Below are 24612 nucleotides of genomic sequence, written 5' to 3' on the forward strand. Positions count from 1 at the left end.
GCTGTTTTTTTTATTTCTTATTTAAAGTGAAGACTCATAAATTCTCTGAGATGTATTAGTTTTATTTTAAATTTGTTAGATATTTACTTTTAAACATAAATTACATTAAGCTTAATGCAACATTTCACACAAAATTGCGACAGATTCAATTAAAATAAATATTCAATATGAAAAAACTAACCTACCTCGTTCTATTTTTATTCTCTGCAACAGTTTTTGCACAGGAAGTATCTACAGAAAGAATTAAAACGGTGATCTCTACTTTAGCTTCAGATGAAATGAAAGGCCGTGAAATAGGAACACCTGAAAATGATAATGCAGCGAATTATATTGCAACACTTTTTAAAGAAAACAATTTAGAATACTGCACCGGAAATTCTTATCTCGTACCGTTTGATTACAAAGGAAAAACAGCGTACAATGTTTGCGGAATCAAAAAAGGAAAATCTGAGAAAATATTAGGCTTTTCAGGACACTTTGATCATATCGGAGTGAGCAAAAAAGGAGGTGAAGATACTATCTACAATGGCGCAGATGACGACGCGAGTGGAATTACAACTTTGGTAGGAATTGCAGATTATTTTAAAAATAAAAAACCTGAGTTCTCTATGGTTTTCATGGCATTTAATGGTGAAGAAAAAGGAATGCTCGGTTCAACGGCAATTGCTGAAGATAAAGGTTTAGATAAAATTTATAAAAATCTTGATGCGCTTTTTAATTTTGAAATGGTTGCCACAGAATCTGAATTTGGAAAAAATGCTGTTTTCATCACGGGCGACGAATTTTCTGACCTTGATGAATTGTTTAATCAAAACGCTGTAAACGGTTTAAAAATACATCCTGACCCTTACGCGTCAGAGCAATTATTCTACAGATCAGACAATGTGAGCTTTGTGAAGAAAAAAATCATTGCCCATTCTATTTCTACTGCAGATATGAGTAAAATAAAACATTACCACCAATTGAACGATGACATTAACGTCGTTGATTTTGATAATCTTACCCAATTAATCAACAATTTCGGGAAGACTTTGGAAAAATTAAACACAAAAAACTTCAATCCGAAGTATAATGATAAAGTAAAATTCAATTAAAAACGTCTTATCATTATATTTTAATTAATTTTGCTATCCAATTTTATTGAATGAACGAATATAAAAAAATACTAAAATTCGCAAGACCTCATCAGAAATATATTTACGGGAGTTTAGCCTTCAACTTGCTGTATTCTTTTTTTCAGATAGCTTCATTGGGAGCCATCCTACCGGTATTAGGAATGCTTTTCGGTACTATCAAGCCTGAAAAATATGAGTCGGCTCCAGTTTATTCAGGCGAAATTGTAGATGCATTATCTTATTTGAAAGAGTATTTAAACTATACGGTACAAAATTTAGTTACAGAATACGGCACGCTCAATGTATTAGCTTGGCTTTGTATTATCACGGCATTCATGTTTTTATTAAGAAACATATTTAGATACCTCGGATCTTATCTTTTGATCAATTATCGTGTTGGTGTTACCAAAGATCTTCGTGGAGCGATGTACAGAAAAATTCTTTCATTGCCTGTTTCTTTCTTTACAGAAAGTCGAAAAGGAGATATGATGTCTCGTATGTCAAACGACGTAGGTGAAGTAGAAGGCAATATCTTGGGAAGCTTAGTAGATTTGATCAACTCTCCATTTATGTTGATCAGTACTTTGGTGACTTTGTTTTTCTTAAGCCCCGAAATGACACTTTTCTCGTTATTGGTACTACCAGTAATGGGAACATTAATCGCATTAATAGGAAAAAGCCTTAAAAAAGATTCTCACGAAGCTCAGAACGAAATGGGAACTATTTTTTCAATCGTAGACGAAACATTAAAATCATCAAAAGTAATTAAGATTTTTAATGCTGAAAAAATAATGAACAGCCGTTTTATGGGTTCGATGCAAAAGTGGATCAACAGCTCTATAAGATTAGGAAGAAAAAAGAACTGGCATCACCAATGAGCGAATTCTTGGGATCTATAACATTTTTAATAATTGCATGGTACGGTGGAAAACAAATTATTGTAGAAAAAAGCATTTCACCAGAAGATTTTCTTGTGTTTTTGGGAATGTTTTTCCAGATTTTACCGCCAATGAAAAGTTTGTCAACATCTATTTCAAATATCCAGAAAGGGGAAGCTTCTCTTACCAGAGTTTTGGAAATTCTTGAAGCCGATGTGAAAATTGAGGAAGTTGCCGAGCCAGTTTCTATCTCAAATCTTGATGCTCATATAGAATTTAAAGACATTGGTTTTTATTATGATAAATCTAATTTAATCCTAAAAAATTTCAATTTAAAAATACCTAAAGGAAAAACAGTTGCTTTGGTAGGACAAAGTGGAAGCGGAAAGACGACTATCGCAAATCTTTTAGCGAGGTTCTATGATGTTTCCGAAGGTCAGATTTTAATTGATGAAACTGACATTAAACATTTAAAACTCGAAGAATACAGAAAGCTATTGGGTATGGTAACTCAGGAATCTGTTCTTTTCAACGATACGGTTTACAATAACATTTTAATGGGTAAACCTGAAGCTTCCAGAGATGAAGTCATTGCTGCAGCTAAAATTGCCAATGCAGATCTATTTATCACTCAGCTTCCGAATGGCTACGACACGAATATCGGAGACGACGGAGGAAAGTTATCAGGCGGACAAAAACAACGTATTTCTATCGCAAGAGCAGTTTTAAAAAACCCACCGATTATGATTTTGGATGAAGCAACTTCTGCTTTAGATACAGAATCTGAAAAATTTGTCCAGGATGCTCTTGAGAAGATGATGGAAAACAGAACGTCATTAGTGATTGCCCACCGACTCTCAACCATCCAAAAAGCAGACTGGATCGTTGTAATGGAGAAAGGTGATATTATGGAACAAGGTACCCACCAGGAACTTATGGCAAAACGAGGAACTTATCACAAGCTCGTAGAGCTGCAAAATTTTGATTAAATCTTTTTAAATTTATTTAAAATGAACCCTATACAAGAGTACTTCTTCAGAATCGACGAACCTGAGCGAAGTACTCTTTTGTTTTTAAGAAAGAAGATTTTAGAATCGGATCCTGAAAACATTACTGAAACTTTAAGTTTCGGACTTCCGTTTTTTAAGTTTAAAAAGAAAATGCTGTGTTATCTGTATTACAGCAAAAAGCATCAGAAACATTACATCAGCTTTTATCATGGTGATCGATTAGATTATCCGGAATTGATTTCTGAGGGCAGAAAGAAGTTTAAAATCCTTTTGATTGATATGGATGAGGATTTGCCATTAGACCTCATACTTACCTTTATCAATGAGGTAAAGAAACATATTAATTGATTTATATTCAAAATTTCTCTTCAAATCTCTTCTGTTGTATTTTATCATATACTTTTTCATAATCGGGGTTTTCGGTTTTCATTATCCTGTCCCAAAATCTAAAATAAAGACCATAATTTCCTTTAAATTGCTTGTGGTGAAGATTATGATACACTGAAGTGTTTAGTATTTTAAAAAGAAAAGATTTTCTCAGCCATTGAGGGGCAATTTCGTACCCTAAATGTCCATAAATATTTATCACCAAAGAACTCAAAACAAATGCATAAATACTTATAGGATATAGGGGAATGACAAATAGTAATAAAGGCACAATTAAACCCTCTGCAAAAGCCTCTAATACATGAAAGGAATACGCAGCAAATGGGCTTGGATTTGTAGATTTGTGATGTACTAAGTGTATAAGTCTGAAAATTTTTTTATGATGTAAAAGCCTATGCATCCAATAAAAATAGGTGTCATGAATGAATAGTCCTATTAGAATACTTCCTATTAACCAATACAAAGAATAATCACTAATATTTTTATAAATATTAGTGTATTGTCTTAATGGAGTATGAACTACAACATAGATCATGAAAGTCATTATAAACGATGAGATAGTAGAGTGAAAAACTTCTCTTCTAACATCCGTTTCTGTAATTTCTTTCTGTTGGATTTTTGCATTGCTTAAAGTTTTTTTTAACAAAAAATAACATATCCAATAATACAATCCAGCAAAAAAGAGGTATTGCACAAAACTCATTGAGCTCAGATCAAACAAATCTTTCATATTTATATTGTATTGGATAAAAAAAACACTAATGATATAGAAATAAATATATCATTAGTGTTTTAATATTAATAAATTTTGTTTTTTAAAGATGGCATTACTAAGGAGTATTTATTCCATTGAATTCCGCTTGTTTAATGGCCCAAGCCACTACATTCGCAAAAATAATTGAGTTTTGTACAGCCATACTTCCTGCCGCATTTCCGTTACCTGTAGTGCCATAAGCTGTTTTAGCTACCGGAAAATTACTGGTATTGGTAGCAAATGGATAAGCAGTATTACTAGCAATAGTTCCATTGGCATTAAAATTACTTAAGAATCCAGCATCTCCAACATAGAATAAATTTAGATTTTTATGTCTGAACATAGTAGTTCCCGCGAATACACTTGTAGAGTTAATTGCACTAGATCCGGTGTAAGAAGTGATGAAAGCTTCAGAAATACCATCTATTGAAGCAGTTGCACTTGCATCTTCACCCCAGTTTTTACCTCTTACATCTCCGAATGGTCCATTAAGAATTTCATCACTGATATTGATCATCGGATATACTGCCCCGCCACCGTTTCTACCATTAACATTGATTTGAGGATTGGCAAATAGACTTCTCATAAGGCTTTGAATTGAAGCAGCTCCTTCCAATTGAGCAATCACCACTCCTCCTTTATTAAGATAATCTACAAGAGCCGTTATTTCTGCCGCATTTGGAGTATATGGATAACCCGTAATAACAATATCCGGCTTAGCATTAATAGCAGCAATGGCAGGAGCCCCATCTGCAGGAGTAAGATGTGTAAACCCTTCAAACTTGACCACACTATTTGCCAGAGTTCCAAAGTTTGCCGGTGCATCCATTAAATTTTTAGAAGCATCCTCTTCTGCACTGTAACCGTGGTCTCCGGTTCCTCCAAGATGCACAATGGTTTTGGCAGGAATAACTACAATTACATTCACAGAACACGTTGTAGATACTCCACCCTGGCTATTAGATGTAATGGTCATGGTTTTTATAGAAGTTGAACTTGGGGTTCCTGTTCCGCTTAATGTAATATTCTGATTTCCTGTAGCGGTAAAAGTTCCTGAACCGCTGAAAGAAATTCCATCAACAGTATTGGTAGTAACGGTATAGCTACCCAATGATGAAACATTTACAGGTAATGTGATGGTATTGGAAGCCGCAAGAGCGGTTCCCACTTTATATACTCCATTTACTATTGCGCTGCCACAAGACATAGTATAAGTTCCTGCCGGACTAAGTACATTTATGGTAACAGCCGGTGTACAAGTAACATCTACTCCATTTGCAGAAAGCTGTACCGTGTTTACCTGTACCGCTGTAGGTGTACCCTGCCCAGGAATCTGTACTGTTTGAATACCCGTGTTTAGAAAAACACCCGTTCCATAAAAATTGTATCCGTTGGTTGTTGTACCGGTAATCGTATAGTTTCCAATTTTAGTTACATTCACAGAAACGCTTAAGTAGTTAGAAGCTGTTAATTCTTTTCCTTGTATATACGTTCCCATCGCTTTGGAGTTTGAGCAATCTATAGTAAAAACAGATTTACCAATTTGCCCGCAAACACTTTTCCATTCATTATCTGCAAGACTCCAATAGTTATAACAGTCTTCTGTAATGTTAAAAATTGTAAGACCGTCATCGGTAGCAGGATTTATTACAATTGCATCTCTTTGGGTTTCTGTAAGACGGGGCATTAATACTCCTTTATTATTTCCGCTAGATACTACATCTAAAACCGAATTTAAATTTGGAGCAGATGTATTAATCCCTACTGCTCCGTTAGTGGCTTGTGAGTAAATTTCCCCAACCGTAAAAAGGAATATTAAAAGCAGAATTCTGATTGTAGATTTTGTTTTCATCATATTTATGTATATAAAATTGTTTGCAGTGATTTAAAAATTACTGTACAAAATTATTATCTAAACACTATTTAAATTGAAAACTAGGCTACTCAATACTACTTGTGAGTAGTGAAACTCATTAGAGAGGCTTTATATCCTAAGTATGAAATTGTTAATATTGATGTCTGAAGGAATATTTAGTTTCTTTCGTATCCTATATTTTCTACTTTCAACTGCTCTTACACTGCTGTTTGTACACAGAGCAATTTTTTTGGTATCAAAATTAAGCCTCATTAAAGCACAAATATGTATCTCAGAATTAATAAGATTTGAATTAATTTTTAAAATATTAGGGGTAAAATCAGGGAAATATATTTGAAACTTATCTAAAAATAGAGGTGAATCATTTTCTGCCAAATCTAAAATTTCTGAGATATTATCTTCTGTTAAATTATTAATAATAATTTGCTGCTTCATCAATTCATTATTTATTTTCACAAGATCTTCAATGGTAGAATCTTTGCTTTCGGTTTCTTTCATCAAACCATAGATTAGTTTATCTTTTTGGGAAATAAAAAATATATCAATTAAAAAAGTAGTAACAGAAAAAAGAATATTCAATAATTGTATAATTTTAAAATCATCGTGCTTTATAAACTTACTTTTGGGTAAAAAATCTAAATCAATAAATAAACATCCTATAAAATTTAAAGCTATAAATAAGACTATAAATAATATAGAATAATAATCTTCTTTATAATTGAAAAAGAATGGTAAAGCAAATAAAAGTGAGAAATAAAAATACTCAACGCCTGCTTTTCTCCATGTGTAAATATAAAAGAAACTGACTAAAAATGTTAGAATTATAAAAACTGCAATGATTGCTTTTTTAATAGCCATACCCTAACCGCCTTATCTTCAATAAATATTAAGAATATAAAGAAAATAGTAATTCCGATTAAAACCGTAGATACAATCATATCTTTAAAGAAAAATATGATAAAAACAGAATAAAATAGAAACAAAAAGATAAGAATAAAAGGTAACGATTGATAAGCTGCAAATAATTACGTTCAAAATCATTGTAAAAACAATTAATGTCACTACTAATTATTTTAGAAAATATTTTATATGGCATATACTAAAACTTAATGGTTAAAAGCACAGGTAGGTTTTTGTATAAATATATTACAATAATTTAATTACTAATTTTTTTTTGTTATGGATAATAAAATGAAAGAATTAATAGATTATTCTGATAGTCATTTTGTTATTTTAAAATGACAGGAAACTTCAAAATAATGAATTTTAAAGATGTCTTAAATTACTATCTCAATAATACTTCTTAGAATCTATTAATGAGAAAAGAAATTGCAAGAGACCGTATTTGTGCTTTATTTATCTTTTTCACATCAGTTGTAAATTGATTTCTACTTCATTCTTCATATTTACCATAAAAATTCTTGGCAAAGATACTATCAGTTTTAATGATCTTGGTAAATGACGCTACTCAAGATTACTTATGCGTAGTAAAACTCAAGAATTTGAAAGAACGATATAATTGATATTCGTATTATCTTAAAAGAAATATGCATTTTGAGAAAAATGGATAATTAAAAAAGAGAAAATCTATCTGATTTTCTCTTTTTTCTTAAAAATTCTATGTTAAATTTAATCTTTCATTCTTGCAATCACATCGATACCCCCTTTGGTTTTATCGCCGATTTTGCAGGTAATTTCTGTATCAAGAGGCAAGAAAACATCCATTCTTGAGCCGAATTTAATGAAACCAAACTCATGTCCGGCTTTTGCTGCATCGCCTTCATTACAATAGAAAACAATTCTTCTCGCTACATATCCTGCAATCTGTCTGAAAACCACTTTATGATTCGTCATACTTTCTACAGCAACCGTTGTTCTTTCGTTTTCTGTAGAAGATTTTTCGTGCCAAGCAACCAAATATTTTCCCGGGTGATATTTTTTATAAATAACGTTTCCTGAAACCGGATATCTACAAATGTGAACATTAAGCGGAGACATGAAAATCGAAACCTGAATGGCTTTTTCCTTTAAAAATTCAGTTTCTTCAACTTCCTTAATCATTACAACCTTACCATCAACAGGCGCAATGACATTCTCCGTATGATCCAAAATATCACGATTCGGAACCCTGAAAAACCAAAACACCAAAGCATAAATAACTAATATGGGTATGATGATTAAAAGCGACCACATTTCCAGGAAATAGATAGCTACCGACGCAATTATTGCAAACAATACACTGGCAACTACGATGGTGCCTTTTGATTCTTTATGTAACTTCATGAGTTTATATAAATTTTTCTAAAATAAAGTACAAATATACGACAGGAACGCAGATTAAAAAACTATCCAGCCTATCTAATACACCACCATGCCCCGGAATAATATTTCCGCTGTCTTTTACCCCGAAAGTTCTTTTCAGCTGGCTTTCTACCAAATCTCCCAAAGGCGCAAAAGCTGCAATCAGAAAACCAACAACCATCCAATTCCCACGAAGTTGTGGCTGATACATTTCAACAAAATAAGAAAGAACTAATGTAAGTACTACTCCACCAGCATAACCTTCCCAGGTTTTTTTAGGAGAAATCTTAGGTGCCATTTTATGTTTTCCAAAAAACTTTCCAACCAAATAAGCAAAAGTATCACTGCTCCAAATTAAAATAAAAAGGAAAATAACTTCCAGTGAAAAATTACTGTCGTAAGAAGAGTATTTCGGTAGGCCTAATGCAAATGAGAATGGTAAAGCGACGTATATTACTGTAAAAATGAGCTTTCCGCTATCGAAGTACAGTTCACTTGTAAATTTAAATAAAGTAACTACAGCAATCACAACAAGTGCCAATGCAAGGATTTCCGTTAACCTGAAATTGAAATAAAAATCGTGATAGAAATACCGTTTAGAGAACATATAGAAAATAAGCAGTACGATGGGTAAAACCACCCATTTTTCGTACCCATCGCCAAATTTCATGATCTTGATGCACTCCCAGGTTCCTACCAGCAAAAGAAAAGTGATCAATCCGTAATACAAATATTGCTGCTTTACGAGACCCGGCGAAATTTGATCCAGAAGCTGAGCTCCCAATGGTGTCGTACAGAGAATAATGACTGCAATGTAAACAATCCCCGAAATGGTTCTCTGAATAAGATTTTTGTCCAAAATTTAAAATTTAGATTGTTTCTAGTCTTCTAACAACAGCAGAAACAGCTTGGTATTATTGTTTGTTGCGGTATCTAGTTTAGAATGATTTCCGCTTATTGAAGTAAGATTTTTGATGTTTCCGCTGCGCTTTATTTTCCCCATTGCGTCATTCAAATTATTAACAATTTGAGAAACGTTTGCCATAACAACAATTTTTGATGGAAGTCTTGAAGAATGGTAGTGCAGAATATTATTGTGGGAAAGCATTATTCTACCGTCATATGCAATTAGATATTCGCAAGTGATAAATGCAGCATCGTTGACTGTTTCAAGTTGCGGTGTATGAGAAATCTTTACAACATTCAAAAAATTTTGTAAATCTTTGTCACAACAAAACACAGAATTTACCCCCTCAATCTTTAAGATCTGGTTTAAAGTCTGCAAAGCTTCAGCTTCATCAGCACAATAATTAAAAAACCTCCGGAATGGGTAAACAATTGGGCGAACTTATAATCAAGATCAGCGTTTTTCAGCGAATCTCCTAGCTTCTCCAGACTTTGTTTGTCATCTTCCTCAGGCTGATTAGTTAGTTTGCTTACAATTCTCTTAAATAAACTCAACTTAATGTATTTTTAGTCAACTTACTACAAAAATAGAAAATTAATTAGAATTGCTTCTAATAATATTGCTTTAAAATGAAAAAACCCGGCAATTTTACAATTACCAGGCTGTATTCAATTGAATATAAATATTTTAAAGCTGAGCAGGACTTTCTGGAGCCTGAATCTCACTTTCTTCTACTTTTTCATGTATTGGAATAGTATTCGTCACCGGTCTCTCTGTCAATTCAGGATCCCATGCTCTTTTACCGAATATATCCTCAAGATCTTCACGGAAAATAACTTCTTTTTCTAAAAGTTTATTTGCCAAAGCATCTAATTTATCTTTATTCTCAGTAAGAATTCTTACCGCTCTTTCGTATTGATTTTCAATAATCATTTTGATTTCTGCATCAATCTTAGAAGCAGTTGCCTCAGAATAAGGTTTACCAAAACTATATTCTGATTGACCTGAACTGTCATAGTAAGAAATATTACCAATATTCGGGCTCAATCCGTAGATCGTAACCATTGCCTGAGCTCTCTTAGTCACTGTTTCCAAATCTGAAAGTGCACCTGTAGAAATATTATTAAATATAACTTGCTCAGCTGCTCTACCTCCTAATGTAGCACACATCTCGTCCAACATTTGTTCAGTAGTCGTCAACTGTCTTTCTTCCGGAAGATACCAAGCTGCGCCTAATGAACGTCCTCTTGGAACAATTGTCACTTTCAATAACGGAGAAGCGTGTTCTACCAACCAAGAAATTGTTGCGTGACCAGCCTCATGGAATGCCACTCTTTTTTTCTCAGATGGCTTAATCGCCATATTTTTCTTCTCAAGACCACCGATAATTCTATCTACAGCATCTAAGAAATCTTGCTTGTTTACAGACTCATGACTGTTTCTAGCTGCGATTAAAGCTGCTTCGTTACAAACGTTCGCAATATCTGCTCCACTGAAACCTGGAGTTTGTTTTGCTAAGAACTCTCTGTCTATAGTCTCATCCAATTTGATTTTCTGTAAATGAACATCAAAAATCTCTCTTCTTTCGTGTAATTCAGGAAGATCAACATATACTGAACGGTCAAAACGACCAGCTCTCATTAATGCCTTATCCAAAATATCTGCTCTGTTGGTCGCTGCCATTACGATTACGTTCACGTCGGTACCAAAACCGTCCATTTCTGTAAGCAATTGATTTAAGGTATTTTCTCTTTCGTCATTTCCGCCAGAGAAATTGTTTTTTCCTCTTGCACGTCCGATCGCATCAATTTCATCAATAAAGATGATAGCAGGAGATTTTGCTTTTGCCTGAGCAAACAAATCTCTTACTCTTGACGCTCCTACCCCAACAAACATTTCAACAAAATCTGAACCTGAAAGTGAGAAAAACGGAACTTTAGCTTCACCTGCAACAGCTTTCGCCAATAAGGTTTTACCTGTTCCCGGTGGCCCTACCAAAAGTACCCCTTTAGGAATTTTACCTCCTAATTTCGTGTATTTTTCAGAGTTTTTCAAGAAATCTACAACTTCCTGCACCTCTTCTTTAGCTCCCTCTAATCCTGCAACATCCTTAAATGTTGTCTGAATCTTTTCTTTTTCGTCAAATAATTTGGCTTTAGATTTACCGATAGAGAAAATCTGTCCTCCAGGACCTCCACCACTTCCCATTTTTCTGAAAAGGATGAAGTAGAACAATCCTAAAATCGTAATCCAGATAAGAGCCTGAATAAGAGCACCCATCAATGCACTCTCTCCTTCTGCATAATCTTTAGACGTTTTGATTGCCGGATTTTGGCTCTTTATAGATTCAAATTTCTCTAAGAAAAGCTGTAAATCTCCGTACTTCAGGCTATAATCAGCCTTTGCAGAAGACATACCTAAATTTGAAAAAGGATTTGCCTTGTCATCTTTCTTCACGGTAGCTGTTTTCGCAGCTTTTGTTAAAAATACTTCAGCTTTCTGAGCTTGTTTATCAATCAACACATTCTGAACTTTCCCCGACTGCATTTCTCTAAAGAAAGCATCTTCGTCAATAGATTTTGCATTGTTGCCACCCAAAAAGTTTGAGGCAAAAAATAACAAAAGGGCTATTATAGCGATTGGGAAAAACCAGTTAAATCCTTTATTATTCATTTAATACTTTTAAAATTTATACTTCACTTTCTATTTTGGTGATTTTTGCATCACCCCAAAGTTCTTCAATATCGTAATACTGACGAGTTTCTTTCTGGAAGATATGCACCACCACGGTTACATAATCTACCAAGACCCACATTGAGTTTTCTGTACCCTCTACGTGCCAAGGTCTGTCCTGAAGATCGTTTCTTACTTTTTTTTCTACACTTCCTGCTAATGCCGAGACTTGTGTATTTGAGTTACCACTACAAATTATAAATGTTTCTGCTACCGAGTTTTCAATTTTTGAAAGGTCGAAAATCATAATATCTTCCCCCTTTACATCCTGGATAGCTTCTACAATTTTATCTATTAGCGCTTGCTTTTCTACTGTTTTGTTCATTAAAATATACTATAATCTGCAAATTTATTGTTTTTCTTTTACTTTAACCTTACTTTTAGGGCTTTAATGTCTTAAAGTTTTCATAAATGACCAATCTGTTTTACCAAAAGAGTGTTCTTCTACTAATGACGAAATATCTCAGGTTTTACTTTACCCACATTCAAATTTTGTTGGTCTCTATACTTTTAATCAAACAAAAGGAAGAGGACAGTATGGAAATATTTGGGCTTCCCACCCTGAGCAGAATCTTGCTTATACAATTGCTGTAAAAATTCAGGACACTAAACTCAGTGATTTCTTGTTCAATTATTATACCGCAGCAGCAATACGCGAGTTTCTTGCCAAACTGACCGAAAAGGTAGTGAAGATAAAATGGCCAAATGATATCATCTTAGCCAACAAAAAAGTAGTTGGAATTCTGATTGAAAAGAAAAAATTCAACGGTGAAAATTATTTCATTATAGGAAGCGGAATCAATATTCTGCAGGAAAAATTTGATGAAATATCTAATGCAGGCTCAATCTTCACACAAACCGGAAAAAAAATAGATTTACAAAGTTTCACTAAAGAACTGCATGAATTTTTAGTTGGGAAATTTAAAAATATAGATTCTGAAGAAGATGTTTTAGAAGAATTTAATTTAAATCTATTCAGAAAAGATGAAATTTCAGTATTCGAGATTGACGGAAAGCGACAAAATGGCATCATCCGAAAAGCTGACGAAAAAGGTAAAATCTGGATTGAATTTGAAGATGAAACAAAATCGTTTTACCATAAAGAAATAAAACTTCTTTACTGATTGGCTCTTCTGATATACAAGATTAAAGTTAGCGGAAAAAAGATAATATTCGGCATCCACATTGCCAATGACGGAGTCAGAATTTTATTCTCTGAAACCACTTTTAAAGCTTCAAACGAGAATACAAATACGAACGCTAAGGAAATTCCTATTGCTAAGTTAATCCCCAAACCTCCTCTTTTCTTTTGAGAAGAAAGCGATAGTGCTAAAAACGTCAGTAAGATAATTGACACGGGCATTGAGGTTCTTTGATGAAACTCATTTAAGTGCGCATTCAAATTACTGTTTCCTTTTTCTCTTTCTCTATCGATGAATTTTATAAGCTCAGGAGTCGTTTTATTTTGACCCAAAAGTTCGTTTGGAAATAATTCTTCCGGTGCCTGACCATAACTTTTCCTCAGCTCGAACCCCTGACCTAATTTTTCTGAATCATCTTTATTAATGGTCTTTTCAAGAAAACTATTCAGTACAAATTGCTTTTTCGCAGGATCCCAGTAAGCATCATTTGCCTTCAGCTCGTAAGTCAGTTTACGGTTTTTATCAAATTTTTGGTAAACAAAGCCGTAGCCACGATATTCTTTTTTATTCCACGAATTGATGAAGATATATTCCGTTTTGCTTAATTGTGCCGAAACCGGAGCTGTCCCCAGAATTTTATCTTTATTCGTTTGATTATAAGTATATGCTTCGAGCGCATTTTTCTTAATATTCGCCCACGGCAACACGAAATGATTAACAACCAGTGAAAGTAAAGCAATGAAAAGAGAAGTCAGCAAATAAGGTTTTGCAAATCTGTGAAAACTTGCACCACTACTGATAATCGCCACAATCTCAGTATTATTTGCCATTCTGGAGGTGAAATAAATCACAGAAATAAACACCAGAATCGCCAAAAATGTAACGACCAGATTGATAATCCAAAAAGGATAAAAATGAATAAGAAAATAGGTTAAATTTAATTTTGGATCAAGAGCGGTGGCATTCTCAATTCTAGGAATTTTCTGCTGAACATCAATAACCAAAACAACCGTAGACAGCAATATCAGCATGAAACCAAAGGTTCCAAGGTATTTTCTTACGATATATCTGTCTACAATTTTAAACATGAAATAATTTTAAAGTCTTTGTCTTAAAACAGGAACTACAGAATTTTTCCATTCATAGAAATCTCCTGCCAATATATGTTCTCTCGCAACTTTTACCAAATCTAAGTAAAAAGCCAGATTATGGATAGAAGCAATCTGCTTTCCTAAATATTCTTTCGAAACGAATAAATGACGCACATACGCTTTAGAATATTCTCTATCTACAAAACTTGTCCCAAACTCATCCAGCGGCGAAAAATCTTTTTTCCATCTTTCGTTTTTAAGATTCATGACGCCTTGCCAAGTGAAAAGCATTCCGTTTCTGGCATTTCTTGTCGGCATCACACAATCCATCATATCAATCCCTAAACCGATAGATTCCAGAATATTCCACGGAGTTCCTACTCCCATCAAGTATCTTGGTTTATCTTTAGGTAAAATATCGGTCACCTCATCGGTGATTCTGTATAATTCATCTTCCGGCTCACCAACAGAAAGACCGCCGATGGCATTTCCTTCCGCACCTGCTTCTGCAATAACTTCCGCCGAAATTTTTCTTAAATCTGAATAGGTAGATCCTTGAACAATTGGGAAGAACCTTTGTTTATATCCGTATAATTCAGGATTTTTTTCATTCCAATCCATGCATCTTTTTAACCAACGGTGGGTCATATCCATAGATTTTTTCACCTGATTGTAATGTGCAGGATATGCAACACATTCGTCAAAAGCCATGAAAATATCTGCACCAATCTGTCTCTGGATTTCCATAGATTTTTCTGGAGTAAACAAATGCACGCTTCCGTCAATATGAGATTTAAATTTCACCCCTTCTTCAGACATTTTTCTCGTCCCTGAAAGTGAAAAAACCTGAAAACCACCGGAATCGGTAAGAATCGGAAGATCCCAATTCATAAATTTATGCAAACCTCCAGCTTCCTCCATCACTTCCATACCCGGACGAAGGTATAAATGATAGGTATTTCCCAAAATAATCTGAGCTTTAATATCATCTCTAAGTTCTCTCTGATGTACGGTTTTCACACTTGCAACAGTTCCTACCGGCATAAAAATCGGAGTTTGCACAACCCCGTGGTCTGTTACCAATTCTCCTGCTCTAGCCTTTCCCTGTGAAGTTTTTTCTATCTTAAAAAATTGCTGCATATTTTATCTTACTAATTTGGGAAGATTTGTGTCGGGTTTAGATTTTTTCTCCACAAAACCTTTTGCTTTCGGGTCTTTCTCTAAAAGAATGACTTGTGCATTATCCACAATTTTATTCATTTTTCCTGTTGCTACATAATATTTATAGCTTTCAACAAAATCGTCAGCCTTTACATTATGCGTTTTAAGGATATATCTCGTTCCGCTTTCTAAATTTTTGCCTTGAAATGTATTGGTAACCTGATCATTTATTGCCAAATCTGCCATAATCTCAGACATTGTACTTTTATCAAGAAGATTTTTAGGCTTGTCAACATATTCGCTGCAAGAAACCAAAAACACAAACATCAAAAGCGCGCTTAGTCTTTTCATAATTTATTGATTATTGATTTCCATTTTAAATTTAAAACACCAAACACCGCTTCATGAATGATGCCACCGTTCATTTTACTTTCACCCAATTCTCTGTTGGTGAAAATAATCGGGACTTCTACGATTTTAAAACCTTTCTTAAAAGTTCTGAATTTCATTTCAATCTGAAAACCGTATCCTTTTAATTTCACATTATCTAAACCGATTTCTTCTAAAACTTTTCTAGAAAAGCAAACGAAACCAGCTGTAGTGTCATGAATGGAAAGTCCGAGAATAAATCTCACATATTTTGAAGCAAAATAAGACAACAAAACCCTTCCCATCGGCCAATTGACCACATTCACACCTTTCGAATAACGAGATCCAACTGCCATATCGGCATTTAAGCAAGCATCAAAAAGTTTAGGTAAATCATTCGGATTGTGAGAAAAATCGGCATCCATCTCAAAAATGTAGTCGTAATTGTTTTGCAATGCCCATTTAAAACCATGAATGTAGGCTTTTCCTAATCCATCTTTAATATGTCTTATCGATAAATGAAGGGTATGCGGGAATTTTTTCTGTAATTCTTTAACGATGTCTGCCGTTTTGTCGGGCGAAGAATCGTCTACAACCAAAACATGAAACCCTTGTTCCAATGCAAAAACAGCAGAAATTATCTTTTCGATATTCTCCTTTTCGTTGTATGTTGGAATGATGACGAGTTTTTTCATTTCAATTGGCAAAGATAAGTTATTTAAGCTTTTTATTTTATACAAAATAATCTATAATTTTGCAAAAAATTATCCGTTGCCACAATCTCAAGATTTTACCAACCAAATAAGAATACCCGAAAATAATGATTGGGTAGTTTTTATACTTATAGGATGCCTTTTCTTATATATTTTTATGATGAATGTCATAGAACGGGAAGCCAATCTCAAAGATTTTCTTCTTCAGAAATACTTTGACTCGAGCAATAACCTGCCAAGCTGGATTATCACTTCGTGTGTAATTACATTAGGTTTAGCCGTTTTAATATCTCAATATGTTCCGGTAGTCCCGGAATATGCAGCAAAACTGAAAGTTTTTGGATATCAAATGAATAAATTTGGATATTGTCTGGCTGCAGTTTCATTATTTTATTTTCTTCGAACGGCACTTGGGTTTTTATTTTACCAAAGCATAGGTGACGGAAAAAAATGGACTATTTTTTATTTTACCTCCACTAAATTTCACTTCATTCTTTCAATTTTGGTAATAATCTTGTGTATAACCCACTATTATTTCCCAATTGATAGAAATGAAGCGTTTTTATACTATTTTTTCTTTTTTATGTTTGTCTTTGTGTTTAAGGTATTTTTCTATTTATTTCACAGGAACAACATCTTACCTCAAAAATGGTATTATAAATTTTTGTATATTTGCACGCTCCAAATAACACCTTTATTGTTGCTTTGGAAGTTATTATTTATTTAATAGATACATGATGAGAATAAAGTCTATATTGGTTTCTCAACCATCACCTAGTGAGTCTTCTCCATATTTGGAAATTGCAAAGAAGGAAAAAATAAAGATTGATTTCCGTCCTTTCATCCATGTTGCGGGGGTTGACAACAAAGAACTTAGAACACAGAAAATAGATTTAACGCAGTATACCGGTATTATTTTTACCAGTAAAAATGCGATCGATCATTATTTTAGGTTAGCAGAAGAATTGAGATTTTCTGTTCCTGATACCATGAGATATATCTGCCAGTCTGAAGCGATTGCTAACTATCTTCAAAAACATATCGTTTACAGAAAGAGAAAAATCAGCTTTGGCGAGAAAAATTTCACAGATCTTTTGCCTTTGTTTAAAAAGTTTCCATCCGAAAAATATTTATTACCATCATCTGATGTTTTGAGCGCGGATATCCCTAAAACTTTGGATTCAGCAAATATTCAATGGACAAGAGCGATTATGTACAGAACGGTTTGCAGCGATTTGACAGACATCAACATTAATGACTACGATATGTTGATTTTCTTCAGTCCGCAGGGAATCAAATCTTTACAGCAAAACTTCCCAGACTTCAAACAGGAAAACACAAAAATCGGAGTTTTCGGCCCTACCACTTCAGCAGCTGCCGAAGAAGCAGGCTTAAAAATAGATTTGATGGCTCCTACAAAGGAAACACCGTCAATGACTATGGCACTTGAAAAATACATCAAAAGCTTACATAAATAGTTTTTAAAACTTTATATCATACAGCCGTCTTTTCGATTAAAGGAAAGATGGCTTTTTTTTAATTAAATTTGAACAAAAATTAATATTGAATACAATTTCGTTTTTAAAACACATTTTAGTCTAAAATTTAACGAAAATTGATTTAATTAAAATAAGGAAACATTCGAATGAAAGCTCCACAAGCAAAAAAAATAGAAAATATACTCGAAATTCACGGAGATAAAAGAATTGACAATTATTTCTGGATGAACGACCGAGAAAACCCTGAAGTCATTAAATATCTCGAAGAAGAAAATGCTTACGAAGAGGCGATGATGAAAGAAACGGAAGCTTTTCAAGAAAACCTTTACGAGGAAATGAAAGCCCGTTACAAAAAGATGATGAGTCTTTACCCTACTTCTTCAATGAATACTGGTACATCGTGCGTTATGAAGAAGGAAAAGAATATCCTATTTTCTGCAGAAGATTTCAGACCATGGAAAATCCTGAAGAAATCATTTTGGATGTCAACATTTTGGCAGAAGGTCAGGAGTTTTTTGAAGTTGCCAATGTTGCAGTAAGTCCGAATAACGAGTTAGTTTCTTTTTCAGAAGATAATGTAGGAAGAAGAATTTATAGTTTAAATTTTAAAAATTTAAAGACTGGCGAAATTCTTTCAGACAAAATAGAAAATACAACCGGAAAAGCCGTTTGGGCAAATGACAACAAGCACGTTTTTTACATCAGAAAAGATGAAAGTCTTCGTGCGTATAAAGTTTACCGACATGAGCTAGGAACAAATCCTTCTGAAGATGTTTTAATTTTCCATGAAGAAGACGAAACTTTTGATGTGAATGTTTTCAAAACAAAATCATTAGAATATATTTTTCTGGCAAGTTCGAGCACAATTTCTGATGAGCATCATTTCATCCCTTCAGACAACGTTTTTGCAGAATGGAAAGTGATTCAGCCGAGGATTGATGATCTGGAATATTCTGTAGAACATTACGAAGATGAATTTTACATCATCACCAATGCAGACGAAGCAACCAATTTCAAAATCGTAAAAACCAAAATCGACAATTGTGGAATGGAAAACTGGGTAGATGTAATCCCGCATCGTCCCGAAGTTTTGCTTGAAGGTTTTGAGATTTTCAAAGATTATCTGGTTTTGGAAGAAAGAGAAGAAGGGCTTTTACAGATAAAAATTATCAATGAGAAAAATGGAGAGACGTATGACTTACCTTTTTCAGACCCAACTTACACGGCTTATATTGGTTTAAATTTAGAATTTAATACCGAGATTTTACGTTATGGCTACACATCGCTTACCGTTCCGAGTTCTACTTTTGAGTATAATATGAAAGATAAAACTACGAAACTTCTAAAACAACAGGAAGTTTTGGGCGGAAAATTTGTCGCAGAAAATTATGTTTCAGAAAGAATCTGGGCAGAATCGAGAGATGGCGAAGTGAAAATCCCTATTTCTTTGGTCTATCATAAAGATACCAAAAAGACTGCAGACACTCCGGTTCTTTTATACGGATACGGAAGTTATGGACACACGGTTGATGCAAGTTTTTCCAATGTAAGGCTTTCAATTCTTGACAGAGGTTTTATTTATGCAATTGCACATATTCGTGGCGGAGAATATTTGGGAAGAGAATGGTACGAAGATGGAAAAATGCTCTTTAAAAAGAATACTTTTTTCGATTTCATCGATGCCGGAAAATATTTAATTAAAGAAAATTATACCTCATCAAAACATTTGTATGCAATGGGCGGAAGCGCAGGAGGCTTGTTGGTGGGAGCTGTCGTTAATTACGAGCCACAATTATTTAACGGGATTGTTGCGCAGGTACCTTTTGTAGATGTTGTAACCACGATGTTGGATGAAACCATTCCTTTGACAACGGGAGAATATGATGAATGGGGAAATCCGAATGATGAAGAATATTATCATTATATGAAAGATTATTCGCCATACGATAATGTGGAAGCAAAAGACTATCCACACATGTTGATTACTACCGGTTTTCACGATTCTCAAGTACAATATTGGGAACCTGCAAAATGGGTTGCAAAATTACGTGAATTGAAGACTGACGACAATCTTTTATTGTTTAAAACCGATATGAGTTCTGGTCACGGCGGCGCAAGTGGAAGATTTGAATCTTTAAAAGAAGACGCTTTAGAATATGCGTTTTTGATGAAACTTGAAAATAAAATAATCTAAATCATTCTTCTGATTTTGTTTAAATTTATTATTAAATAAAATGTGATGTTAATATTAATTTTTATAGCAATTACAGTCATTTATTATCTTATACAAAGAGATAAAATTAGAAGAAGTGAAAAAAGAGAAGATTTCAAAATCAGACAGGAAGAAAAATTGGCTCAACTTCTAAAAAATGCAAGGGAAGAAGACCAAAGAAAATACGATAACAATAATTTATAAATAAATGTTTATTCTTTAATTTATTATAAAGAATATCAGATAAATATATCATGACAGAAGCAGAATTATGGGCTAAGGTTGAAGAATTTTTTCAAATAAATTTCGACACAGAAAAACATCCGCAGATTGACACCATTTTATTTTTAATCGGTGTACAGGAATTGGGAAGCGGACAACAAAAATACACCAAAGACGACAAACTGAATATCCTGCACATTGCAGTTTGCAGATTGCTTGAACCTTTCGGTTATTTTAAATTCACCCATTACGATAAAGACGGATATCCGCATTTTGAGGAAGTGGAAAAACTTCCTGAACTGAAACCTAATGAGCAACAGCTTTTGATGAAAAAGCGATTATTCATTATTTTCAGGAAGAGGAATTACTATAAATTTAAAAGGAAAGCTATTATGCTTTCCTTTTTTTGCTTATTATTTTAAAATCTCTTCGAGCTGATTCAAGCCCATTTTAAAACCTTCTTCAAAACCCATTTCCAATTGCTTTTTCATGTCTTCTTCAGTTTGAAAATGCATGTTGACAGATAGTTTGGTCCCTTCTTCAACTCCGGTAAAACCTAGAAGCCATTTGGTTTGCGGGAAATTCTCATCAATTTTTCCATTTTCATCACAGAATGCGTCGATTCCGTCAAAACTCCTTCCATTATTAATCTCACCGTACTTCACTTGTGAATAAATTTTCTCCCCTTCCGGACCATTCATGGAGTAGAACCACCCCCCCCTCTTCAAAGTTGAGATTTTCAGTTTCGCATTTCCATGGTTTCGGAGCCCACCATTGGTCAAGTAGTTCAGCATGAGTAAAATAATCCCATACTTTTGAAACTTCCGCATCATAGACTTTCATGACGTAGATACTTTTCGAATCAAAATCTTTATTAAAAACTATTTCAGAATTCATTTGTAATATTTTTATTTAAAATTAAAAATTTAAACTTACTAACCACTAAATATTTCCCAATAAAAAAGGATGTATTCGTAAAAAAATGTTAAAAAACATGATTTTAAGAAATTGGACACAATTTTTTGGCGCATTTTTTGTTTATCTCGTGATAAAATATTTAATTTTAACATTTGTAATTACAAATTATTATATTCAATGAATAATAAGTTCATCCCGATAATCTCAGTCTTCATGACAATTTCTTTAATTGTCTTTGTGACACTGCAGTTTTATTGGCTTAAAGGATATTATGGAGCGCTGGAACAAGAGTTTTCCAACAAAGTCTATACCGCTCTGGAAAATACCACAAAAACAGTCTCTGAATTAGAAGCAGAAAAATTATTTAATGAAAATTATGAAAACTTCAGAGACAATATTAAGGCAAACAGTAAACAACCTTCGTTGACGACAATCCAGCAAACGATTGATTCTGGAACTCAAAGATCAATAATCTATTCTAAAAATCTTATTGAACAAAAGCAACTTCCTCTCAACAAAAGTGGAGATTCACTACGTTTAACTACATTGTACACAGATGGTGCTGCTTACACGATTAAAAAGACACAACCAAAAGAGAAATATTAACTAGTGAAATTAATCAGGATATTGGAAATGGGGATTACACTTTAAAGGAATTTCTAGATGTAAGAGGTAATAATCTACCAATCACAAAACGTGTTGACAAAAAGGTTTTAGACTCAATCATTACCAAAGAATTGAGCATGAAAGGAATCTCTGCTAACTTCGGATATGGAGTTATGGATAAAAACAACAAATTGACCAATGTAGTCAACAAGATTTTTAAAGATAAAAAAGAAGGCAACACCTATTCTTATCCTCTATTTACAGATACAAAAGACAGAACGTTGTATACTTTAGCTTTAGTGTTCCCGAAAAAGGAGTATTCTTTAGCGATGAATAACTGGCCAATGCTTTTAGGAACATTTCTTTCTCTCCTGACAATTTTGGGAATTTATATTATTTCTATTAATTACATGATGAAGCAGAAGAAAATTGCTGAGATCAAAACTGACTTTATCAATAATATGTCTCATGAGTTTAAAACTCCGCTGGCGACCATTTCAGTAGCGACAGATTCTTTAGCCAATGATAAAATAGCAACCAATCCTGAAAAAGTAAGATATTACTCAAGTCTCATTAAGCAGGAAAACCTGAGAATGAAAAAGCAGGTAGAAAACGTTCTCAATATGTCTAAGCTGGAAAGAAACGAGGTTAAATTATTCCTGAAAGAAACTAACGTAAGAGAATTAATCAAAAGAACAACTGAGTCATTTGGTCTTATTGTTTCTCAGAGAAACGGTACGTTGAGACAGGAGTTTAATGCCGATAAATATATTTTCAAAATTGATGAATTCCACATCTCAAATATGCTGGTTAACCTTTTGGATAATGCAAATAAATATTCTCCGGAAGCACCAGAAATCGACATAAAAACCAAAAACGAAGGCAATTGGTACGTAATCGAAATTTCCGATAAAGGAATGGGTATGGAAACAGAGAACAAAACCCGAATTTTTGAAAAATTCTTCCGCGAAGAAACAGGAAACATTCACAATGTAAAAGGACAAGGGCTTGGGCTTTCTTACGTTAAGAAAATCGTTGAACTTCATAAAGGTCAAGTGATTGTAGACTCAGAAAAAGACAACGGAAGTAAGTTTATCATTAAACTTCCAATGGCTTAGCTAAAAATTATAATTAATAAAGTAATAATAAATTAAATAAATAAACAAGATATGAGCAACAGAATATTATTAGTAGAAGACGACCAGAGTTTCGGAGCAGTTTTGAAAGATTACCTTTCTATCAACAATTTTGAAGTAACTTTAGCAGTCGATGGCGAACAAGGTCTGAAAGAATTTACAGAAAACGAATTTGACATCTGTATTTTTGACGTAATGATGCCTAAAAAAGACGGTTTTTCTTTAGCGGAAGACGTTAAGAAAATCGATAAAAACACCCCTATTATCTTCCTTACTGCAAGAAATATGAGAGAAGATATTTTGAAAGGTTATCAACTGGGAGCTGATGATTACATCACAAAACCTTTTGATACTGAATTACTTTTATATAAAATCAAAGCGATTCTTCAGAGAAGCTCTACTTTAGAAAATGAAGAGCAGGAGCAGTTTAAAATCAGCAATATCTTCTTTGATTCTATGTTGAGACAATTGAGAGTTGGAGATAATGAATATAAACTTTCACCCAAAGAAAATGAGCTTTTAAAGTTGCTTTGCCTTCACAGAAACGACTTTATGCCAAGAGATCTTGCATTAAGAAAAATCTGGAAAAAAGAAAATTACTTTACCGCCAGAAGTATGGATGTTTACATTGCAAAATTGAGAAAACTCCTGAAAGAAGACGATGGGCTAGAAATCATCAACGTTCACGGTGAAGGTTTCAGACTTTTGGTTAAGAACTAAACGAACGTTAAAATACCAATATAATACAGAAATTAGCAAAGCATTTAGAAATGTTTTGCTAATTTTGTTTTTTACGCTTATTCATTATGAAATCGCTATGACTAACCTAGGAAATAATCTCCAATAAAGATTAAGCGATACCATATGACCTTAAAAAAACAATAAAAACTACTTATGAAAAATATATTTTTAGGAGTTTTAACGGCAGGGATTTTAGTTATTTCTTGCAAGAAAGACGAAAAACCTACTTACATAAAAGACGAATCAGGAGTTCAACAACCAATCGCAGCGGTCAACAACACCCCACAACCTTCATTATTGAATCAGGCAGGAATTACAACTGCTGCACCCAATTCTCCAGCTGGAGCAACCGCTCCAGGAATGAATCCTCCTCACGGGCAACCGGGTCACAGATGCGAAATTCCTGTTGGACAACCTTTAAATGGCGGCGGAACACCCGCACCGGCGGCTAATCCTTCCACACAAAACATTACGGTAAACGGAAATAGCCAAGTTCAAATTGATCCCAATGCAGTAAGTCCGGGAAAAATAATGATGGATCAAAATGGGAAACAAGTGAAAACTGCTCCGGGAATGAATCCTCCACACGGTCAGCCAGGCCACAGATGTGACATTCCTGTTGGTCAGCCCTTAAACAGCAAACCTGCACCTGCATCTCAACCGACTGCACAGACAACTCAAGTACAAGCTCCGCAACCAATGCCGGCACCTAAAGCTGTAGCAAATAATACAGGTCCAAAGCCAAAAATGAATCCTGACCACGGTGAGCCTTGGCATGATTGTGCTAAAAAAGTTGGAGAGGCACTTTGAAATTTTTCCGTAAGTTTGCATTGTGAAATAC

19 protein-coding genes and 6 pseudogenes are annotated in these 24612 nt (G+C 33.9%); 12 read left to right on the top strand and 13 right to left on the bottom strand.

The window, feature by feature from the left end; all coding sequences use genetic code 11:
* The first annotated feature begins 167 nt into the window (after positions 1-167).
* From EAG08_RS09675 to EAG08_RS09685, 3 genes and pseudogenes are all read left to right on the top strand, one after another.
* Complete coding sequence (locus EAG08_RS09675; RefSeq protein WP_129535252.1) at positions 168-1094, top strand: M28 family peptidase; 927 nt, start codon at positions 168-170, stop codon at positions 1092-1094.
* A gap of 50 nt (positions 1095-1144) precedes the next feature.
* A pseudogene (locus EAG08_RS09680) lies at positions 1145-2982 on the top strand (ABC transporter ATP-binding protein).
* Between the two features lie 21 nt (positions 2983-3003).
* On the top strand, positions 3004-3351 hold the full coding sequence (locus tag EAG08_RS09685) for a DUF1801 domain-containing protein (protein ID WP_129535253.1): 348 nt from the start codon (positions 3004-3006) through the stop codon (positions 3349-3351).
* Between the two features lie 7 nt (positions 3352-3358).
* Here EAG08_RS09685 and EAG08_RS09690 read toward each other — a convergent pair whose 3' ends face one another.
* From EAG08_RS09690 to rsfS, 8 genes and pseudogenes are all read right to left on the bottom strand, one after another.
* The gene (locus tag EAG08_RS09690) at positions 3359-4120 is read right to left on the bottom strand and encodes a sterol desaturase family protein (RefSeq protein WP_129535254.1); all 762 of its coding nucleotides are present in this window, start codon (positions 4118-4120) and stop codon (positions 3359-3361) included.
* Between the two features lie 100 nt (positions 4121-4220).
* The gene (locus EAG08_RS09695; RefSeq protein ID WP_129535255.1) at positions 4221-5999 is read right to left on the bottom strand and encodes a hypothetical protein; all 1779 of its coding nucleotides are present in this window, start codon (positions 5997-5999) and stop codon (positions 4221-4223) included.
* A 129-nt stretch (positions 6000-6128) separates the two neighbouring features.
* Positions 6129-6878, bottom strand: coding sequence for a helix-turn-helix transcriptional regulator (locus tag EAG08_RS09700; protein ID WP_129535256.1), 750 nt, complete (start codon positions 6876-6878; stop codon positions 6129-6131).
* A 771-nt stretch (positions 6879-7649) separates the two neighbouring features.
* On the bottom strand, positions 7650-8303 hold the full coding sequence (locus EAG08_RS09705) for a phosphatidylserine decarboxylase family protein (RefSeq protein ID WP_129535257.1): 654 nt from the start codon (positions 8301-8303) through the stop codon (positions 7650-7652).
* Positions 8304-8307: 4 nt separating this feature from the next.
* A complete protein-coding gene (locus EAG08_RS09710; protein ID WP_129535258.1) occupies positions 8308-9180 on the bottom strand; it encodes a phosphatidate cytidylyltransferase in 873 nt (290 codons plus the stop codon).
* Between the two features lie 21 nt (positions 9181-9201).
* Positions 9202-9782 (bottom strand): annotated as a pseudogene (locus EAG08_RS09715) (LUD domain-containing protein).
* A 133-nt stretch (positions 9783-9915) separates the two neighbouring features.
* Positions 9916-11901 (bottom strand): ATP-dependent zinc metalloprotease FtsH, encoded by a 1986-nt coding sequence (gene ftsH / locus EAG08_RS09720; RefSeq protein WP_129535259.1) that lies wholly within the window; start codon positions 11899-11901, stop codon positions 9916-9918.
* 16 nt (positions 11902-11917) lie between these two features.
* On the bottom strand, positions 11918-12286 hold the full coding sequence (gene rsfS / locus EAG08_RS09725; RefSeq protein ID WP_129535260.1) for a ribosome silencing factor: 369 nt from the start codon (positions 12284-12286) through the stop codon (positions 11918-11920).
* Between the two features lie 133 nt (positions 12287-12419).
* Between rsfS and EAG08_RS09730 the strand changes: the two genes are divergently transcribed.
* A complete protein-coding gene (locus tag EAG08_RS09730; protein WP_262696829.1) occupies positions 12420-13085 on the top strand; it encodes a biotin--[acetyl-CoA-carboxylase] ligase in 666 nt (221 codons plus the stop codon).
* Here the strand turns inward: EAG08_RS09730 and EAG08_RS09735 are convergent.
* The 4 genes from EAG08_RS09735 to EAG08_RS09750 are packed head-to-tail and all read right to left on the bottom strand — an operon-like array spanning position 13079 to position 16419.
* Positions 13079-14191 (bottom strand): LptF/LptG family permease, encoded by a 1113-nt coding sequence (locus EAG08_RS09735; protein WP_129535262.1) that lies wholly within the window; start codon positions 14189-14191, stop codon positions 13079-13081. The genes EAG08_RS09730 and EAG08_RS09735 overlap by 7 nt on opposite strands.
* 9 nt (positions 14192-14200) lie before the next feature.
* Positions 14201-15334, bottom strand: coding sequence for a tRNA guanosine(34) transglycosylase Tgt (tgt, locus tag EAG08_RS09740; protein WP_129535263.1), 1134 nt, complete (start codon positions 15332-15334; stop codon positions 14201-14203).
* A 3-nt stretch (positions 15335-15337) separates the two neighbouring features.
* Positions 15338-15706, bottom strand: a complete 369-nt coding sequence (locus EAG08_RS09745) for a DUF4296 domain-containing protein (protein WP_129535264.1) — start codon at positions 15704-15706, stop codon at positions 15338-15340.
* Entirely contained in the window at positions 15703-16419 is a 717-nt protein-coding gene (locus EAG08_RS09750; RefSeq protein WP_129535265.1) for a polyprenol monophosphomannose synthase, read from the bottom strand. The genes EAG08_RS09745 and EAG08_RS09750 overlap by 4 nt, the downstream gene beginning before the upstream one ends.
* 178 nt (positions 16420-16597) lie before the next feature.
* Between EAG08_RS09750 and EAG08_RS09755 the strand changes: the two genes are divergently transcribed.
* The 5 genes and pseudogenes from EAG08_RS09755 (at position 16598) to EAG08_RS09775 (ending at position 20743) form a co-directional block, all read left to right on the top strand.
* Positions 16598-17164 (top strand): DUF4271 domain-containing protein, encoded by a 567-nt coding sequence (locus EAG08_RS09755; protein ID WP_242803594.1) that lies wholly within the window; start codon positions 16598-16600, stop codon positions 17162-17164.
* Between the two features lie 10 nt (positions 17165-17174).
* Complete coding sequence (locus tag EAG08_RS09760; protein ID WP_129537248.1) at positions 17175-17915, top strand: uroporphyrinogen-III synthase; 741 nt, start codon at positions 17175-17177, stop codon at positions 17913-17915.
* 167 nt (positions 17916-18082) lie between these two features.
* A pseudogene (locus tag EAG08_RS09765) lies at positions 18083-20130 on the top strand (S9 family peptidase).
* A gap of 42 nt (positions 20131-20172) precedes the next feature.
* Positions 20173-20352 (top strand): hypothetical protein, encoded by a 180-nt coding sequence (locus tag EAG08_RS09770; protein WP_129535266.1) that lies wholly within the window; start codon positions 20173-20175, stop codon positions 20350-20352.
* A 50-nt stretch (positions 20353-20402) separates the two neighbouring features.
* Positions 20403-20743, top strand: a pseudogene (locus EAG08_RS09775) (hypothetical protein).
* A 40-nt stretch (positions 20744-20783) separates the two neighbouring features.
* Here EAG08_RS09775 and EAG08_RS23140 read toward each other — a convergent pair.
* A pseudogene (locus tag EAG08_RS23140) lies at positions 20784-21267 on the bottom strand (SRPBCC family protein).
* A 198-nt stretch (positions 21268-21465) separates the two neighbouring features.
* On the opposite strand from EAG08_RS23140, the pseudogene EAG08_RS09785 reads away from it, so the two are divergent.
* From EAG08_RS09785 to EAG08_RS09795, 3 genes and pseudogenes are all read left to right on the top strand, one after another.
* Positions 21466-23012: pseudogene (locus EAG08_RS09785) on the top strand (sensor histidine kinase).
* A 51-nt stretch (positions 23013-23063) separates the two neighbouring features.
* Positions 23064-23750 (top strand): response regulator transcription factor, encoded by a 687-nt coding sequence (locus EAG08_RS09790; RefSeq protein WP_129535267.1) that lies wholly within the window; start codon positions 23064-23066, stop codon positions 23748-23750.
* 174 nt (positions 23751-23924) lie between these two features.
* Positions 23925-24581: a hypothetical protein gene (locus EAG08_RS09795; protein ID WP_129535268.1), complete on the top strand. Its 657-nt coding sequence runs from the start codon at positions 23925-23927 to the stop codon at positions 24579-24581.
* Positions 24582-24612: the final 31 nt, after the last annotated feature.

The organism is Chryseobacterium sp. 3008163, assembly GCF_003669035.1.
GTDB lineage: Bacteria > Bacteroidota > Bacteroidia > Flavobacteriales > Weeksellaceae > Chryseobacterium.